Annotated in this window: 15 protein-coding genes; 7 read left to right on the top strand and 8 right to left on the bottom strand. The window is 60.6% G+C overall.

All coding sequences use genetic code 11. The features are described from left to right. Positions 1-607: 607 nt before the first annotated feature. On the top strand, positions 608-3,136 hold the full coding sequence (locus NXC14_RS26845; protein WP_085781043.1) for a HAMP domain-containing methyl-accepting chemotaxis protein: 2,529 nt from the start codon (positions 608-610) through the stop codon (positions 3,134-3,136). Positions 3,137-3,694: 558 nt separating this feature from the next. Here NXC14_RS26845 and NXC14_RS26840 read toward each other — a convergent pair. Both NXC14_RS26840 and NXC14_RS26835 read right to left on the bottom strand, forming a co-directional pair. Further along, positions 3,695-4,510 (bottom strand): endonuclease/exonuclease/phosphatase family protein, encoded by an 816-nt coding sequence (locus NXC14_RS26840; RefSeq protein WP_085781042.1) that lies wholly within the window; start codon positions 4,508-4,510, stop codon positions 3,695-3,697. A 95-nt stretch (positions 4,511-4,605) separates the two neighbouring features. Beyond that, positions 4,606-6,069, bottom strand: coding sequence for a phosphatidylserine/phosphatidylglycerophosphate/cardiolipin synthase family protein (locus NXC14_RS26835; protein WP_085781286.1), 1,464 nt, complete (start codon positions 6,067-6,069; stop codon positions 4,606-4,608). A 159-nt stretch (positions 6,070-6,228) separates the two neighbouring features. Here NXC14_RS26835 and NXC14_RS26830 point away from each other — a divergent pair, with 159 nt between their 5' ends. The 4 genes from NXC14_RS26830 to NXC14_RS26820 all read left to right on the top strand — a co-directional run bounded on the left by NXC14_RS26830 (position 6,229) and on the right by NXC14_RS26820 (position 9,078). Next, the gene (locus NXC14_RS26830; protein WP_085781285.1) at positions 6,229-6,870 is read left to right on the top strand and encodes a UdgX family uracil-DNA binding protein; all 642 of its coding nucleotides are present in this window, start codon (positions 6,229-6,231) and stop codon (positions 6,868-6,870) included. A 142-nt stretch (positions 6,871-7,012) separates the two neighbouring features. Beyond that, complete coding sequence (locus tag NXC14_RS26825) at positions 7,013-7,279, top strand: DUF2934 domain-containing protein (RefSeq protein ID WP_085781041.1); 267 nt, start codon at positions 7,013-7,015, stop codon at positions 7,277-7,279. A gap of 317 nt (positions 7,280-7,596) precedes the next feature. Further along, complete coding sequence (locus NXC14_RS33200) at positions 7,597-7,767, top strand: hypothetical protein (RefSeq protein WP_198175570.1); 171 nt, start codon at positions 7,597-7,599, stop codon at positions 7,765-7,767. A gap of 105 nt (positions 7,768-7,872) precedes the next feature. Continuing rightward, complete coding sequence (locus NXC14_RS26820) at positions 7,873-9,078, top strand: MFS transporter (RefSeq protein ID WP_085781040.1); 1,206 nt, start codon at positions 7,873-7,875, stop codon at positions 9,076-9,078. 31 nt (positions 9,079-9,109) lie between these two features. Here NXC14_RS26820 and NXC14_RS26815 read toward each other — a convergent pair whose 3' ends face one another. From NXC14_RS26815 to NXC14_RS26790, 6 genes are read right to left on the bottom strand one after another with little or no spacing between them, the layout of a single operon-like run. Next, positions 9,110-9,802: an amino acid ABC transporter permease gene (locus NXC14_RS26815; RefSeq protein ID WP_085781284.1), complete on the bottom strand. Its 693-nt coding sequence runs from the start codon at positions 9,800-9,802 to the stop codon at positions 9,110-9,112. Positions 9,803-9,820: 18 nt separating this feature from the next. After that, entirely contained in the window at positions 9,821-10,528 is a 708-nt protein-coding gene (locus NXC14_RS26810; protein WP_085781039.1) for an amino acid ABC transporter permease, read from the bottom strand. A 56-nt stretch (positions 10,529-10,584) separates the two neighbouring features. Further along, positions 10,585-11,403 (bottom strand): amino acid ABC transporter substrate-binding protein, encoded by an 819-nt coding sequence (locus NXC14_RS26805; protein WP_085781283.1) that lies wholly within the window; start codon positions 11,401-11,403, stop codon positions 10,585-10,587. A 15-nt stretch (positions 11,404-11,418) separates the two neighbouring features. Next, the gene (locus NXC14_RS26800) at positions 11,419-12,159 is read right to left on the bottom strand and encodes an amino acid ABC transporter ATP-binding protein (RefSeq protein WP_085781038.1); all 741 of its coding nucleotides are present in this window, start codon (positions 12,157-12,159) and stop codon (positions 11,419-11,421) included. Positions 12,160-12,167: 8 nt separating this feature from the next. Then, on the bottom strand, positions 12,168-13,643 hold the full coding sequence (locus tag NXC14_RS26795) for an NAD(P)/FAD-dependent oxidoreductase (RefSeq protein WP_085781037.1): 1,476 nt from the start codon (positions 13,641-13,643) through the stop codon (positions 12,168-12,170). Further along, positions 13,640-14,638 (bottom strand): LysR family transcriptional regulator, encoded by a 999-nt coding sequence (locus NXC14_RS26790; RefSeq protein ID WP_198175569.1) that lies wholly within the window; start codon positions 14,636-14,638, stop codon positions 13,640-13,642. The genes NXC14_RS26795 and NXC14_RS26790 overlap by 4 nt, the downstream gene beginning before the upstream one ends. A gap of 158 nt (positions 14,639-14,796) precedes the next feature. Between NXC14_RS26790 and NXC14_RS26785 the strand changes: the two genes are divergently transcribed. Continuing rightward, positions 14,797-15,279 (top strand): hypothetical protein, encoded by a 483-nt coding sequence (locus NXC14_RS26785; RefSeq protein ID WP_085781036.1) that lies wholly within the window; start codon positions 14,797-14,799, stop codon positions 15,277-15,279. Beyond that, on the top strand, positions 15,276-15,851 hold the full coding sequence (locus tag NXC14_RS26780) for a peroxidase-related enzyme (protein ID WP_085781035.1): 576 nt from the start codon (positions 15,276-15,278) through the stop codon (positions 15,849-15,851). The genes NXC14_RS26785 and NXC14_RS26780 overlap by 4 nt, the downstream gene beginning before the upstream one ends. Positions 15,852-15,940 lie beyond the last annotated feature (89 nt).

The following is a 15,940-nucleotide window of genomic DNA, read 5'->3' as shown; positions in this document are numbered from 1 at the left end:
CATTTTTCGTCGGTAGGTCACCACGTACCAGGGCAGCCTCCTAAAAGGCACCTTGAATTAAAACTCAGCTGATTTGGCCAAGCACATTATCAACAGGACCTAGGCAAGGATTGCCCCGTCACCGGGAGCGCGCTAAAGCGTCGGCGCCTGCGACCTGCCCGAACCGCTATTTTCACAATCTCGCGCTCCTGTTTCACGAAGTCGCAACGAACGCTGCGAAGTACGGAGCACTCTCCGTTGGCGACGGGCACGGACGGATGAATGCAGATCCGACCCAGCCCTCTTCGGCTTTGAAAGCATCCTGGAGCAAAGGATAGCGCAAAACCTTGACATCCATATCGAGCGATCATGGACGCCTGATGAATTGTCAATTCGGCTTTCGCTTCTCCGTCTCGTGATCACGTAAGCCTTCCGGCTCGCCCGGGGCTTACAAGGGAGATGCATGGCATGGCCATCGCCATACCGAATGACACCCGCAATTCGGCAGCCTCCGTTTCGCGATTTGGCCGGTGTTGTTCTCCGCGCGGCAACAGAGGCGACGCCTAGTCCCTTCATCGGTCCTTAAGAAAAGGATGGCAGCTTTACCTCAAATTTGGGGGGTGCATATATGGTACATGGGTTGATGTGGCGGGCTCGCATTCAGACGAAGGTGCTCGCGCTTTTGGCGCCATTCGTCATTAGCCTATGCGCAGTAGGGTTGACGGGGTACTACGCGTCGAGCCTTCTCGAAGGTCGGATGGAGATCTCCAACCATATTTTGCAGTCTCTGAACGGGTTCAAGCTTGTTTCTTCAAGCATGACCGGCTTTCTGATGAAGCCGTCGCAGGAAGCTCGTGACACCGCGCTTGCGGACGCCCGAGAGCAATTGGCAAACCTGAAGCAGACGATCGAGACTCTAAGGCCGACGACCGATGTGGGGCTTCTCGACCGCGCGCTCGATCAGTCGCAAATCATCCCGCAAAAGATCGAAGCGATCTGGCAAATCGAAACGGGACAGCAGAAAATTCTCAGCGACGTGGACGCTGCTTCCGCGGCGCTTCTTGACCTGCAAGGGCAGGTGGGCAAGCGCTCGTTCATGCTGATGGCGAGTGCGAAAAAGATGGAAAATGCCAACAAGAGCGGCCTCAGCAACGCCGTCTCCATCACCGCGGCCGCCAGTGTTGCGACAAAACTTAGCAATGATTATACGAACGCTACAACGTCGGCTGACAAGCTTAGCCTTCTAGCCAAATATGCGCCCGATTTGCAGAAGACAAGGGAGCAGCTTTCGCCTGCGATAGGGACCGACAGAGAAGCCCTCGCAACGCAGTATGCCGCTGCGGTAGATGCCATCCTTAACGCTTCGAAGGCGTCGCCAGACACTTTGGATGTCCCGACAACGGATACCGCCATCGCTAATCTTGCTGCTATTGGGGACAGTCTCAAGACAATAGGCGACGATCTGATGCGGACCTCAGTACTCGCGCTTGCCGCGTCGGACAAGGATATCTCTCAGGCGACGAATGTCGGCAACCAACTGCGTGCTATCGTTAACAGCAATAACGAGATCCGCGTCGGCTTCGCCGAGCTTGCTGGCAAGCCAGACGACGCGCGAGTGAAGAAAGTCCAGCAATCAATCTACATGTATCAGACCGAGCTCGGCCGTCTCGCCGGCGTGGTGACCGACGATCCGGTTTTTGCCGAGATTCCGAAGAAGGCTCAACCCGTTCTCGATCTGCTTGCGGCGAACGCGGCAGCGCTCTCCGACGGTGCGCTCCGCAAGCTTGCTGAGTTCGACCGCGCCGCGGAGCAGATCGACAACACCTGGAACCTGCTTGCGCAGTTCGCCGAGACGCAGAAGCAAAATGCTGGACAGGATCGTCAACAGGCCAATAGGATATCCGGCGGCGCGATTGTCATTGGCATCCTAATTGCCATGGCCGCAGGTGCCGCGCTGGTCTTCACACTGAAGGGACCTATCGCCCAGATTACCGCAGCGATGCGCAAGATCGCCGAGGGAAGGCTCGACACCACAATAACCGGCGAGACACGGGCCGACGAAATCGGGGAAATGGCCCGTGCGCTTTCGGTCTTCAAACAAAATGCGCTGTCGAAAGTCGAAATGGAACAACAGGCCGAGATCGCGCGTCGTGAGGCAGAATCTGAGCGCGCCCGCAACGAACTCGAGCGACGTAACGCACAGGTTCAGGTTGATGCCGCAATCGAGGCGCTGGCGGAAGGGCTCACGCGGCTGTCGCGCGGGCAGTTGAATTTTGCGATCGATACGCCCTTTGCCCCTGATCTCGATCGGATCCGCACCGATTTCAACATGTCGGTGGAGGGTCTCAGAGAGACCCTCCGCGAGATCCGTGAGACGTCTTCCCTCATTAGCAATAATGGCCGCCAGATGGCGGAAGCTGTCGATGACTTGGCCAGTCGGACTGAAAAGCAGGCGGCTGCTCTTGAAGAAACCGCAGCGGCTGTGGAGGAGATTTCTTCCGCCGTCAACACCTCTTCAGGACGGGCAGCAGCAGCGCTGGCGCTTGTCCAACGCGCCAAACAGGGCGCCGACGCCTCGGCTTCGGTGGTCCAAAACGCAGTATCGGCTATGGGACGGATCGAGGACGCGTCGGGCAAGATCGTACAGATTGTCAGCGCCATCGATTCTATCGCTTTCCAGACCAATCTCTTGGCCCTGAATGCGGGAGTCGAAGCGGCGAGAGCGGGTGAGGCCGGCAAGGGCTTTGCAGTCGTGGCTCAGGAAGTGCGGGAGCTGGCGCAGCGATCGGCTCGCGCAGCCAAGGAAATCGGCGAGCTCATCAACAATTCTGTTCGAGAGGTTGCGTCGGGCTCCGAGTTCGTCGGCCGCACTGGCCACGCGCTGATGGAGATTTCCAGCGAGATCGTCCACATCGTCGGCCATATTGAACTGATCGCCGCGTCAAGCCGCGATCAAGCGACGACACTCAATTCAATCAATGCGTCGGTGAACGATATTGATCGTATGACGCAGCAAAATGCGGCGATGGTGGAAGAGACCAATGCCGCCACGCAACAGCTATCGTCAGAGGCGCTCGCACTTACCGAGATGATCGCACGCTTTCAGCTTGAAGGACCTGAGAGCCCGGCTTCTAAAGGCTACGAGGCCGCCGCATGATGGCAGCGTGTACGCAGACCCTGTGACCTGCTTTGAAATGTGAATCATCAGCGACTGCTGCACGGCGTCATCAGCGTGAGCTCGGTATGCCACAAAGTCCCGACGATCACGATTTGTGGCCAACGGCTGTTGGTCAGGACTGAGCCAGTTAGGCGCATAAGGAGCATTGACGGTTCTGAACGCCGTCGGCATCGCTGCGGACGTGATTGTCACAGACTCACGGCCCAGTGACGCAGAAGAAGGCGAATTGGCGGCCTTATAGGTGTCGGCATCGCTCTTCGACCAAGGGCGCCGCAACATAATCTTTTTGCCTTGTCCACCAGTGGCGAGAGGGCAGGAAGTGACCGCATGTCACATCCGACACGTCGTTCCCGCGAGGCAAAGGCCTGCTTCACGCCCAGAACGCATTGATGGAGCGGCGATCTCCTGAGCGCAGTCGAGGCAGTTATCGAGGGCTGTCAGACGCATCAGAACCATCCGCAACGGCTGCATCGCCGATTGGCAAGAATGTTGCCCCTTCACACTCGTCGGAGCTTTCGAAACATCAGCTTAGAGGTGCTAACCGGCCACTGATTTCAGATCGACCAGCGCCTTGATCGGCAAATGATCCGAGGCGATGCGGGCGAGCGGTGTATCATGCGCCTCCACCTCGGAGATGATGCCCTTGCGGTTGGCGATGATGCGGTCGAGCGCCAGCAGCGGCAGGCCGGCGGGAAAACTCGGCACGGCGGGCGGCAACTCGCCGAAGGCGGATTGGAATGTGTTCAGCGACGAGCGGTCGCCGAGCCGCCATTCGTTGAGGTCGCCGAGCAGGATGGTCGGCATCTCATGCCTGTCGTTGATCAGTTCGACGAGGGTCCGGGCCTGCTGGGCTCTGCTGTGGCGCAACAGGCCAAAATGCGCGGCGATGATCCGCAGCGCGCCGCCCTCTTCCAGCTCGATTTCGACGACGAGGGCGCCGCGCGGCTCCAGCCCCGGCAGTTTCACCTGGTGCACATCATGCACCAGCCCCTTCTTGAACAGCACGACATTGCCGTGCCAGCCATGCGCCTTCGCCATGCCGGCGATCGGCACAGGGATCAGCCCCGTCTCCCGCTCCAGCCGGCCGAGATCGAGTATGCCCGTGCGCTCGCCGAAACGTGTGTCGGCCTCCTGCAGCGCGATCACGTCGGCGCCGATTTCATGGATCACCCGGCTGGTCCGCTCCGGATCGAAGCGGCGGTCGGTACCGACACACTTGTGGACATTGTAGGAAGCGATCAACGTTCCGGCGCTACGCGGCCTTGCCTCCATATGCGCTGCGTCAAGCCGCTTTTTCCTGCTCCTGATCGAGGCGAGAATGCTGGCGGGAAGACTGTCTTTCCTGGCGTGCATTGGGAAGCGCACTTGTTCCGTTGATCAACGAGGCTACTCACTCGGCAGTATAGGCGGCCGCGCGGAACTTGCCATGTGGGAATGCAAAAAATCCGTCAGAGATAGGGCGAACCAAGCCACAGCACCTTCTCAATGAGCCGCACCGGGAAGGGCCGCGCGCGTAAGCCGTCCAGCGTCACCAGCGTTGCCGATTTCAGGGTTTCTTCGATATGCTCGTCGATTTCGGCGGCAAAGCCCTCATTCAGCACTTCGAGGTCGACCTCGAAATTCAGCCTGAGCGAACGTGGATCGAGGTTGGAGGAGCCGACATAGGCCCAGGTGCCGTCGATCGTCAAAAGCTTCGAATGGCTGAAGCTGCCGGTCGAGCGCCAGATGCGGCAATAATTTTTGAGAATCTGATCGAATTGCGCCGTCATCGCCCGATCGACCAGCATGAGATTGTTGAGAGCCGGTACGACGATATCGACTTCAACGCCGCGCCGCGCCGCCGTCACCAGGGCGCTGATAAGTTCGCGGTCCGGCAGGAAATAGGGCGACATGATGCGGATCGATTGACGCGCAACAGAAAAGGCGCCCATCAGCATCTTGTGGTTGGTTTCGAGGCTGCGGTCCGGTCCCGAAGCGACGACGCGCATCAGGATGGGGTCGCCGGGGCTGCGCTGCGGCGGTTCGATACGCCAGGCCTCGTCGTTCAACAGTTCGTCGGTGGTGAACCGCCAGTCTTCGGCGGCAAGATCGAAGAGATCGGCGACGACCGGGCCGGTGACGCTGAAATGCGTATCACGGGCAAAGGTCTCGCCCGTCGCCTCCTCGCTGAAACCCGCCCTGATATTCATGCCGCCTGTCAGCGCAATGCGTCCGTCGACGATCAGGATCTTGCGGTGGGTGCGCAGATTGGCATAGGGCAGCCGTAAACCCATGATGACATTGCCGTTGAAGACGGCGACGGTGACGCCGCCCTCCTTGAGATGGCCAAGAATGCTCGGCACCGAATAACGCGCGCCGACGGCGTCGATCAGCACCCGGACCGTCACACCTCGTTTCACCGCGGCAATCAGCGCATCGGCGATGCGCAGGCCGATGACATCACGGTCGAAGATGTAGGTTTCGAGCAGGATGCTGCGCTCCGCTTCATCGATGGTGGATTTCATCGCGGCATAGGCCTCGTCGCCAGTCTCCAGCATGTCGATTGTATTGCCTGAGGTCAGCGGGTTGCGTGTGACGCGGTCGCCAAGCGTCTGCAGCGCCGCAAAGCGGCGGCCGAACTGGCTGATCACGGTCTCGGCGTCGGCGTCGAACGTCTCCAGTTCGTCGGTCCCGGGCGCGAGCAGCAGGGCGTCGCGGCGAATGCTCAGCGATTTGCGGCGGATGCGATTGATGCCGGCAATCGCATAAAGCAGCGCACCGACAACAGGCGAGAGGATGATGACGCCGACCCAGCCGATTGCCGCGCGCACCTCCTCCTTGGTCATGGCGGCATGGATCGCCGCCGCGGCTCCCATGGCGATCGAAACGACAAAGAGGATATGCGGCCAGTAAGTCGACAGGAGATAGAACATCGCTGGCCAATATAGCCGCGAAACGGCGGCGTTCAATTATGCCGCCGCTCCCCCATGGCGCGAAATTTTCCTCGGGATTGTTTTGCCGAGGTCCCCGTTCGATCGCGGGAACAATCGCGGTTGAGATCGATTCCTCCTCAGGAACTGAGGATTGCCATGATGAACATCGCAGCAAGCGTCGGTCCTGCTTTGGCGCTCGAAGTCGCGGATGCCGAAAGCATTGCCGAACTCCGGCGTCAGGCCGAGGACTGCACCCGCTGTGACCTCTATCGCAATGCGACGCAGATCGTCTTCGGTGAAGGTCCGGGAAAGGCAGAGATCGTCCTTGTCGGCGAGCAGCCCGGTGACCGGGAAGATATCACCGGCAGGCCCTTTGTCGGCCCGGCAGGGCATCTGCTCGACCTCTGTCTCGATGAGGCCGGTCTGGATCGTCAACGCTGCTACGTCACCAATGCCGTCAAGCATTTCAAGTTCACGCCGCGCGGCAAACGGCGGCTGCATGCGAAACCCAATGCCGGCGAGATAAGGCGTTGCGCCTGGTGGCTCGGCGCGGAACTCAACATCCTGCAGCCGAAACTCGTGGTGGCGCTGGGCGCAAGCGCGCTTTACGCGCTTCTCGGGCCGAAGGCGAAATTGACGCCCGAGCGCGGTCATGTCCTTCAGCCTGCAAACCATCCGCCGGTGCTGGTGACTATCCACCCCTCCTATCTCCTGAGAATTCGCGATGGGGCCGAGCAGCAAAAGCAGCGCCAGGCATTCGTGTCAGATCTGCACAGGGCGGCGGAATTTCAACTTCGATGAATGCCGATTCTCAACCTTGATATGCTGCAATGCGAAATATTTGCGGTTGCGTTCCGATTTCGCTTGAAACCGCGCTCCTCCTCTGGAACCATCCTGACAGTATCGCGTTCGAACGACGGCAAAATGTGACTGGAGATCAGCGATGGCAGAAACTCGGGAAGAGTGGATCAAAAAACGTGCATACGCCCTCTGGGAAGAAGAGGGCTATCCGACAGGACGGGATTCCATCCATTGGGAACAGGCACGCCACGAGCGCGACGCGCTCGAAGGCTCCTCTTCCAACGGCAAAGAGGCCAAACCCCGGGCCAAGCGCGCCGCAACGACCACCAAGGCCGCCCCAGGCGCCAAGACGAACGGCGTTGTCACTCCGGCGCCCAAGCGGACGGCAAGCCGCAAGACGGCATCCTGACTGCTGGAATACCGATCACATTCAAAAAAGGGCGTCGTTGCGACGCCCTTCGGCTGTGCTTTGTCATATCCCTGCATTAGTTGGGTTTTAAGAGAGATTGCAAGCGGGCTTGCCGCGCGGGGGTGAACAAAGACCGGATGACGCTGCAAGCTTTGAAGCTTCCAAAAAATTTGAGGCTTCGGCGCAAAGCGGGGAACAAGACCATACAAAGACTGTTTGTGGCGAAAGAGGAGGCAGCCATGAACGATCCTATCCAAATGCTCTTCGTCACACCTCTTGCCGCCCGAAGTCACGCTTCCAACGTGATCGTGTGAGCCATGGAAATATCGCTCGTGCTCATCGCCGCTCTGCTTTATCTAGGTCTGGCGCTCGGCTTCATCCTCGCCGTCGATAACCTGGTCGGACTGGTTTTCCGCGAGTCCCACACCCCGCTGCAACTGCCGTCCTTCGGCATTGGCCGCGCCTTCGCAGCGTCGCAGCGGAAATAACGGTTCTCGGCTGGCGCCCACGCACGGTTAAAACGTAGGGTGGGCCTGGCGCATCGGCCCGAAAATCGGAATTGATTTTCGAAAAGCAGGATGAGATCGAGGACAATGGGACAGGCGCGAAGCGTTCAGCCGGCGACTTGGCTTTTTGCGGCGCGCTCCTTGCGCGACTTCGGCGACGGCTTCGTGGCCATCCTGTTGCCGGTCTATCTCCTTGCTCTTGGATTTTCGCCCCTGCAGGTCGGTGTCATTGCGACGACATCCCTCTTCGGATCCGCTCTTTTGACGATCATCATCGGATTTCTCGGCGCGCATCATGATCTCCGCCGCCTGCTTTTGGCAGCCGCCGGCCTGATGGTCGCCACCGGTGTCGCCATGCCCATGATCGACGATTATGCGCTGCTGCTCGCCATCGCGTTTGCCGGCACGATCAACCCGTCGGCAGGCAGCGTGAGCATCTTCGTGCCGCTTGAACATGCGGTCCTTGCCGGGGAGGTGACCAGCGTCGACCGAACGAGGATGTTCGCGCGCTACAGCCTCGTCGGGGCGCTTGCAAGCGCCGGCGGCGCGCTTGCCGCAGCGCTGCCTGACGTCATGACCCGGCTCGGGATGACGCAACTGAGTTCGATCAGGCTGATGTTCGTTCTCTATGCGCTCGTTGGCATTCTCGGGGGCCTTCTTTATGCCCGCATACCGCCTCGCCCGGTGACGCACGAAGACCACAAGCCGGCCGCACTCGGGCCTTCGCGCGCCATCGTCATGAAGCTCGCAGCCCTCTTCAGTCTCGATGCCTTCGCTGGAGGTTTCGTTGTGCAGTCCTTGCTCGCGCTGTGGCTGTTCGAACGATTCGATCTTTCGCTGTCCGAGGCTGGAGTGTTTTTCTTCTGGACGGGTGTTCTGTCGGCGTTTTCGTTTCCTGTTGCCGCCCGGCTATCGAAGCGGATTGGACTCGTGAACACCATGGTGTTCACCCACATTCCATCAAGCGTAGCTCTCGCCCTTGCCGCATTCGCCCCCACCTTGCCGTTGGTGCTTGCCTTGCTGCTGGTTCGGGCCGCGCTTTCGCAGATGGATGTGCCAACCCGGTCTTCCTACGTGATGGCTGTTGTCACCGAGGCGGAGCGAGCCGCCGCCGCAAGCTTCACATCGGTGCCGCGCAGCCTCGCATCGGCGGCCAGCCCTGCCCTCGCGGGCGCTCTTTTCGCCGCGTCCTATCACGCTTGGCCGCTTGTCATCTGTGCCGGCCTAAAGATCATATACGACCTCTTGCTGTTGCTGCAGTTCCGCCACCTCAAGCCGCCCGAAGAATCCTGAAGTGCATTGCCTGCAGTGGGCGCATGCCCCCTCAGGTCCGGACTCTGAGAGCTCGTTCCGTTCTGTCGGCGATTTGGGTCACGGCATAGGCGATCACCATATAGATCACCACGGCGACCAGGAAGGCTTCGAGGTAGTAGAAGTTCAGCGCCGCGGTCAGCTGCGACTGCGCGAAGATGTCGACCACCTCGATGGCGAAGCCGAGCGACAGCGCCTTCATGATCACCATGAAGGAGTTGGCGAGATCCGGGATGGCGGCGACGATCACCTGCGGCAGCATGACCCGGCGGAAGAGCTGGCTCTTCTTGTAGCCGAGCGAATAGGCGGCGTCCGCCTGCCCCGTGTCGAAAGAATTTAGGGCGCCCTTCACGACTTCGGCCTGGAAGGCTGCGACGCAGGCGGTGAGAGCGACGATCAAGGTCACCCAGTTGGGCGTGGAGTGGCCGTTATAGTCGATGCCGACGAGCGACGTCGTGAACTGCAGAAACGACGGCAGGCCGTAGTAGGCAAGGAAGATTACGATCACCATGGGCACGCCTTTGAAGGCGACCTTGTAGGCGACGACGAGCTGGCGGAGCACCGGGATCTTCCGATACTCGACCATGGCAAACAGGCTGCCGACGATCGTCGATAGGACGAAGATTGCGAGCGCCATGGCAAGCGTCAGCGGCACAGCGCCGAGCATCTCATAAAGGTCGGGGAGAAGAACTTCGCTGTCGAAAATCATGCCTTCCCTCCTCGATCAGACGCTGGCCATCAGCGGGGCACGGATCGTCGCGTCGCCGGGCACATATCTTCCCGACCGACGCTCGAAGGACCTCACGACCGCCCAGGCGATGAGGCAAAGGACCGAATACAGCACCGCCAGTACGAGGTAGGTCTCGAACTGGTATTGGTTGTAGTCCCGCTCCATCACGAGGTGGGCGGTCGCCATCACGTCGGCCGCGCCGATGTACATGACAAGCGCCACGTTGTGGATCAGGTAGATGATGGAGTTGCCATACCCCGGCAGCGCAATGTGGACGGCCTGCGGAGCGATGACGCGCAGTAGCTTTTGGCGGAAGGTGTAGCCCAGGCTGTCCGCCGCATCGTGCTGGCCTCGCTCGACTGCGAGGTAGGCCGGACGCATGACCTCCGACAGATAGCCGCCATGGTAGAGGCTGAGGCCCAGCATGGCGGCTATCGTCGGCGAGACGAAGTCGCCGATACCGAACAGGCCGACGAGCACGGGAAGCCCATAGAAGGCGACGAACAACTGAAGGACGACGGGAACGCTGCGCGCATAGGAGACGTAGAGGTCGGCCGACTGGCTGATCACCGGGATCCTGCGCACCCGGAACGTCGTCGCGATCAATGCCAGCACGAAGCCGGCGGCCATGGCCGTGAATGTGATCGCAAGCGTCAGCGGCAATGCCGAGAGCAACTCGGGAATCATTATGGAAAGGTCCACTTGGGAACGCTCCTTCTTTCAGTCCTTGGCCTGGTCGCCGGCTTCGAAGCCTGGGGTTACTTCATGTATGTGGTGATGTCCTCGCCGAACCACTTCTGCGAGAGCTTGGCGAGCGTGCCGTCGGCCTTGAGCTCCTTCAGTGCCTTGTCGAAGCCCTCGGCGAGCGCCTTGTTCTCTTCCGAGCGGTGGATCAGCACGAAGGTGTTGTTGATCGCGACCGGCTCGCTCGCCTGAAGGTTCAGCTTCTGCTCGTCGATCACCGTCTGCTCGCCGAGATTGGACGGAAGGACGAGCGCATCGTACTTGCCGTTCTCGACTTCCTTCAGACGGTCCGGATAAGGAATGCCTGCGCTCGAAGCGGTGATCTCGATCTTGTATTCGGGATTCTTTTCCTGCCAGGCGGTCGCGAACTTGTAGATGCCGCCGCCTGCCGTCACCGGAACGATCTTCTTGCCGACGAGGTCCTTCATTTCCTTGATGCCGCTGTCCTTGCGGCTGTAGATCTTGATCAGGCTGGCGCCGATCGGAGCTTCCGGGATGAGAAACTGCTTCTCACGAGCCGGAGCACGGTAGTAGCCGCCAGTCGCGACGTCGTACTTGCCCGTCGCAAGACCGGTTTCCTGCGCGATGTCGGCCGCGCCTTCCATCACGAACTTGTACTGCGGCAGCTTGGCGTTGATCGCCTTCAGGACGTCGGGCTCGTAGCCCTGCGGTTCGACGCCGATCGCACCCCACGAGAGTGGCTTCGATTCCGCCGCGGTGGCGATCTTGATCGTCCGAACGTCTTCGGCGAAGGACGCAGTTGCGAAGGCGATCGCGACGCCTGCTACGGCGAGACCGAGACCACGGCGCGAGATTGAACAAATGGAAGTCATTTCAGGCATCCTTTCTTACTGGATCGCGCGTTCGGAATTGAGAAACTGAGCGAGGCGCGGGTTGGAGGGCGTGTCGAAAATTTCGGACGGACTGCCGTCGGCTGCGACGACACCCCGGTCCATGAAGACGATGCGGTTCGAGATGTTCTTCGCAAACTGCATCTCGTGGGTGACGAGAAGCGAGGTGATGCCGGAGGACGTGACGTCCTTGATCACCTTGAGAACCTCATTCACCAGTTCGGGATCGAGCGACGAGGTCGGCTCGTCAAAGAGCATCACATCAGGTTTGACCGCGAGCGCTCTGGCGATGCCCGTTCTCTGGAGCTGCCCGCCGGAAAGCTGCGACGGATAGTTGTCGAGCTTGTCGGAAAGCCCCACTCGCTCGAGCTCCTGCAGCGCGATGGCGCGGGCTTCGTCCTTGGCCTTGCCCTGCACGACGACAAGCGGATCCATGACGTTCTGGATGACCGTCATGTTCTTGAAGACGTTGAACTGCTGGAACACCATCGCGGTGCGCAGACGGATCGCCCGGACCGCAGCCTTGTCCGGGCGCGCGAAGTCCATCCGGATATCGTCGAAGGCAATCGTTCCGGATGCGGGCTTCACCAGATGATTGATGCACTTCAACAGCGTCGTCTTTCCAGTGCCGCTCGGACCAATGATCGAAACCACGTCACCGCGTTTCACCGACAGATCGACGCCATTCAGGATCTGGGTGCGACCGTAGGACAGCTTCAGGTTCTTGATCTCAAGCATTTTGGGTCTCAGGTCCTTTCGGAAGATAATTCGGAGAGCGCCTCGGTATCGTCATCGGCCCACTCGTCTCCAAGCAGTTCCGGCGTGTCGAAGGCCTGCAGGTTTTCGAAGTGTTTTGCGCGGTCCGCGACGAAGAGCGATCGGACGATGCCGCGCGCCAGGCGGTCCGCGCCCTCGCTGATTGCGGGGATGTCGCCTGTGAGCTTGCCGTGGCTGAGCGTTGCCGGGAAATTGAAGCAATGGACCTTCGACAGGGCCGGGCACAAGCCCGGTTCCCTCTCGAGAAATTCGAAAGCGTCTCCAAGATCGGGCGAACCTTCGAGTTCCGCATTCGCCATCCCGGCCGGCGTCGGAAAGCGGTCGCGCCAGAGGCGGATGAATGGTTCTAGGGCGGCCAGTTCCGGCCGATTGTTCAGGTCGATCTTGAAGCCCGTGCCGAAGATCAGGAAGTCGACCGGATAGCTTGCGCGAGTGGTCGTTACAACGACTTGGTCGCCCTGCTCTTGCAGACCGCTGATTGGGCTCTCGAGATGAAGGTGAGCCTGCTCGAACGAACTGACGCGCAGCACGCTCGGGCGTGGCGGCGGCGTCTGCTGACCCATGGCATAGTTCAGGAAGCGCCACTTCCACTCGTCGGGAAGTCCTGCAAATCCATGCACGACACCCTGGCTGCCGATGCCAGTGAACTTGTTGATCCGCGGCAGCGTCTTGCGGCGGACGAACATATCGAGACGCGCGGCACCGGCTTCGAGCGCGGACGCCGCGTTGTCCATCGCCGACGCGCCTGCGCCGACCACGCCAACCCGCTTGCCGCGCAGCGCCCCAAAGTCGATCGCGTCAGCGGTGTGCGACCAGAATTTTCTGTCAATATGTTCGGCGATGTCGGGCAGGTAGGGGCCGCCGAGGCCGTCGCGCCCCGTTGCCAACACAACGTGGCGGCAGATGATCGTTTCCTTGGCGTCGTCCTGGCTGCAGACGAGGTCGAGCATGCCATCATCGCGCGGCAGGATCGCATCGACGGCCACGCCGTTGCGCACCGGCAGCTCCAGCACCTTCCGATACCAGATTAGATATTCCATCCACGTCTCGCGAGGCGCGCGCTCGAGCGCGTCCCACGCAGCACGGCCGAAGCGCGCTTCGTAATAGGCCCGGAAGGTCAGCGCCGGCAGGCCCATGGCAGGACCGGTAAGCTGCTTTGGCGAACGAAGCGTACGCATCCGCGCGAAGGTGACCCACGGACCTTCCCGGCCGGCAATCGCCTTATCGAGGACGAGATGGTTGGCAACGCCGAGACGCTTCAGCATTCCGGAGGCAACGAGGCCCGCCATGCCGCCGCCGATGATGACAACGTCGACGACCTTCTGGCCATCGGCTTCGCGAGCAGGAACCCAAGCCTTGGAGGGCAATTCCAACCACGAGAGGTCCTGGCGCAGACGCTCTTCGAGAGCGGCGAGGTTGTCGGGAAGCGTGGAAAGGTCGCTCATGTGGGCGCTCCTTCAGAATTGATGGCTTGCCCATAGACAGTATCAGCCAGCGCATCCGCACCATTTGCTTCCAGCAGGCGACAGCCGGGCATTGCCAGGGCCTCCGCGCGTGCGGCCTCGATGACGGCGGTGACCGTCGGGGTGAGCGGCAGCGCCGCTGCTGAGATCGCGCCGAACAGGAAGGGAATTTTCTGGTCGACTTTGCGCATGACGATCCCGTCCATTGGCACGCCACAGACGGTCGCAGGCTCGACGATGGCAACACCCAATCCGGCGCGGACGAGCGAAAGCGCCGTCAGCGAAGCATTCACGTCGATGATACGTTCCGGAGCGACTCCGGCGCGTTCCAGGGCCTCGTCGACGCGATGACGCAGGCGGTATGGATTGGCAAGGGTGATGATGCGGCGATCGGCAATATCCGACAGACGAACCAATTCATCAGCAGCTAGGGGATCGGCTGCACCAATGGCGACCACGCAGGGAGCCTCGGCGATCCAGTGAATTTCCAGACCGGGATGCTCGAGCGGCAGGCTTGATATACCGAGATCAGCCGAGCGAGCGACGATTGCCTGCACCACGTTTTCCGCCGCGAGCGCCTGGACGTGGAGATGGCGAGGAATGAGATCCGCTGGCAGGGCACCCAGTGCCTGCGGCAGGAGCCCTGCCGCAAGCGACGGCGTCGCGGCAATCGTCAGTGTTGCCGGCTCGTCGCGGCCGATCGCCTCCGCCCGCTCCCGGATATGGATGAGGCTCGCAAGGTGACGTTCCACCTCGCCATGAAAACGCAGCCCGCGCGAGGTCGGCTGGATGCGCCCGCTGCTTCTATGGAGAAGCGCGTAGCCGAGATCGGCCTCGAGGTCCTGTATCAGCCGGGAAACTGCTGGCTGCGAACGTCCGAGCAGACGGGCCGCACCGGTTACGCTCCCTGCGGACATTACTGCCGCGAAGGCCTCGAGCTGTCGGATGTCGATCGAGTTACTATGCATATAAGACATCAACCATTCCCTCTCATGTTATTAAAGCATGGGTTTTCCATTAAATCACTGGAGAATAGATAATTATTTCACATAGAGTTCGGAAGATCATGCTAATTTGACATGGATCATGACGAGGCCTATCTGGTGCTCTCCGCGAGATGCAAAGGAGCTTCCCCTTGACACTCATCGAAACTCTTGCCGCCGTGAGGCCTGGCTCAGTGCTTGCCGAAGCCATCGAGAAGCGTGCCGAGATTCTTCGCCTAAGCGAGGCTGCTCACGACGCCGTGCTCCTTCCCCGCGATCCGGGCGGCCTTTCGCATGGACTGAGAGCCGCTCTCGCCGCGCGCATGGCCCGGCACAACGGCAACGAGGCGCTCGCCGATCACTACGATGATCTCGTCAAACGCGCCGCAGAAAAGTCAACTGCGTTGCTCGCGCAACCGGGCACGAACGTGGATGACGGCCGGACCGCCGAGATCGTCCGTCACGCCGACCGACTGACGCTGGCGCCGCGCGATTCAACCCGTGGCCATATAGAAGTATTGCGAAGCGTGGGCGTTGGCGATGCCGACATCGTCCGCCTTTCCGAGCTGGCCGCCTTCGTGAACTACCAGGTGCGCGTCATCGCAGGATTGGCGCTGATCGGAGCAAGGCAATGAGCGACGTCGTTCACAGCTTCACCACCACGGTTCCGCGCTGGGAGCCCTACGTCGTACCGGTCGACCTTGAGACCGCCACCGAGGAACAGCGCGAAGCGATGCAGGTCACGCCATCCAACAAGGGCATCTCGACCTATGTCTTGACTCTCGCACACGACCCGGAATCGCTTGCGGTCCGCTCCCCACTATTCAATCTGATCATGTATGGGAAGGACGGGCTTTCATTGGGCGAGCGCGAATTGGGAGCCACGGCCGCGTCTGTCGTCAATCGCTGTGTCTACTGCGCCGCCGTCCACGCGTCCCGGTTCATCAACTATACCAAGCGGACCGACGTGATCGACGCGATCTTCGCCGATGAACTCGGCGCGGAACTCGACGAGCACCTGCAGGCGATCTTCGACTTCTCCGCCCGCCTGTCGACAACGCCTCCGCAAGCGACCAAGGCGGATGCGCAGGATCTCGCCGAAGTCGGTCTCTCCGAGCTTGAATCCCTTGACCTTGTTCTGTCTTCCGCGATCTTCGGCTGGGCGAACCGCCTGATGCATACGCTTGGCGAACCTGTCAAGGATTGAGCTCTGCCGGATTCCGCCCGGCTTTTGTGCCACTGGTTGCGAACTAAACCAGTGAGGGAAAGGTCCGCCGCCCGAAGACGGACCCTGGG

It is taken from the genome of Rhizobium sp. NXC14, from assembly GCF_002117485.1.
In the GTDB taxonomy this organism is placed as follows: domain Bacteria; phylum Pseudomonadota; class Alphaproteobacteria; order Rhizobiales; family Rhizobiaceae; genus Rhizobium.
This window is presented reverse-complemented; position numbering and strand designations above follow the sequence as displayed.

Bases quoted from the DNA above. Each gene is read 5' to 3' on its own strand.
- NXC14_RS26845 (WP_085781043.1), top strand. From the start codon at position 608: ATGGTACATGGGTTGATGTGGCGGGCTCGCATTCAGACGAAGGTGCTC.
- NXC14_RS26840 (WP_085781042.1), bottom strand. From the start codon at position 4,510: ATGCACGCCAGGAAAGACAGTCTTCCCGCCAGCATTCTCGCCTCGATC.
- NXC14_RS26835 (WP_085781286.1), bottom strand. From the start codon at position 6,069: ATGTTCTATCTCCTGTCGACTTACTGGCCGCATATCCTCTTTGTCGTT.
- NXC14_RS26830 (WP_085781285.1), top strand. From the start codon at position 6,229: ATGAACATCGCAGCAAGCGTCGGTCCTGCTTTGGCGCTCGAAGTCGCG.
- NXC14_RS26825 (WP_085781041.1), top strand. From the start codon at position 7,013: ATGGCAGAAACTCGGGAAGAGTGGATCAAAAAACGTGCATACGCCCTC.
- NXC14_RS33200 (WP_198175570.1), top strand. From the start codon at position 7,597: ATGGAAATATCGCTCGTGCTCATCGCCGCTCTGCTTTATCTAGGTCTG.
- NXC14_RS26820 (WP_085781040.1), top strand. From the start codon at position 7,873: ATGGGACAGGCGCGAAGCGTTCAGCCGGCGACTTGGCTTTTTGCGGCG.
- NXC14_RS26805 (WP_085781283.1), bottom strand. From the start codon at position 11,403: ATGACTTCCATTTGTTCAATCTCGCGCCGTGGTCTCGGTCTCGCCGTA.
- NXC14_RS26800 (WP_085781038.1), bottom strand. From the start codon at position 12,159: ATGCTTGAGATCAAGAACCTGAAGCTGTCCTACGGTCGCACCCAGATC.
- NXC14_RS26795 (WP_085781037.1), bottom strand. From the start codon at position 13,643: ATGAGCGACCTTTCCACGCTTCCCGACAACCTCGCCGCTCTCGAAGAG.
- NXC14_RS26790 (WP_198175569.1), bottom strand. From the start codon at position 14,638: ATGTCTTATATGCATAGTAACTCGATCGACATCCGACAGCTCGAGGCC.
- NXC14_RS26780 (WP_085781035.1), top strand. From the start codon at position 15,276: ATGAGCGACGTCGTTCACAGCTTCACCACCACGGTTCCGCGCTGGGAG.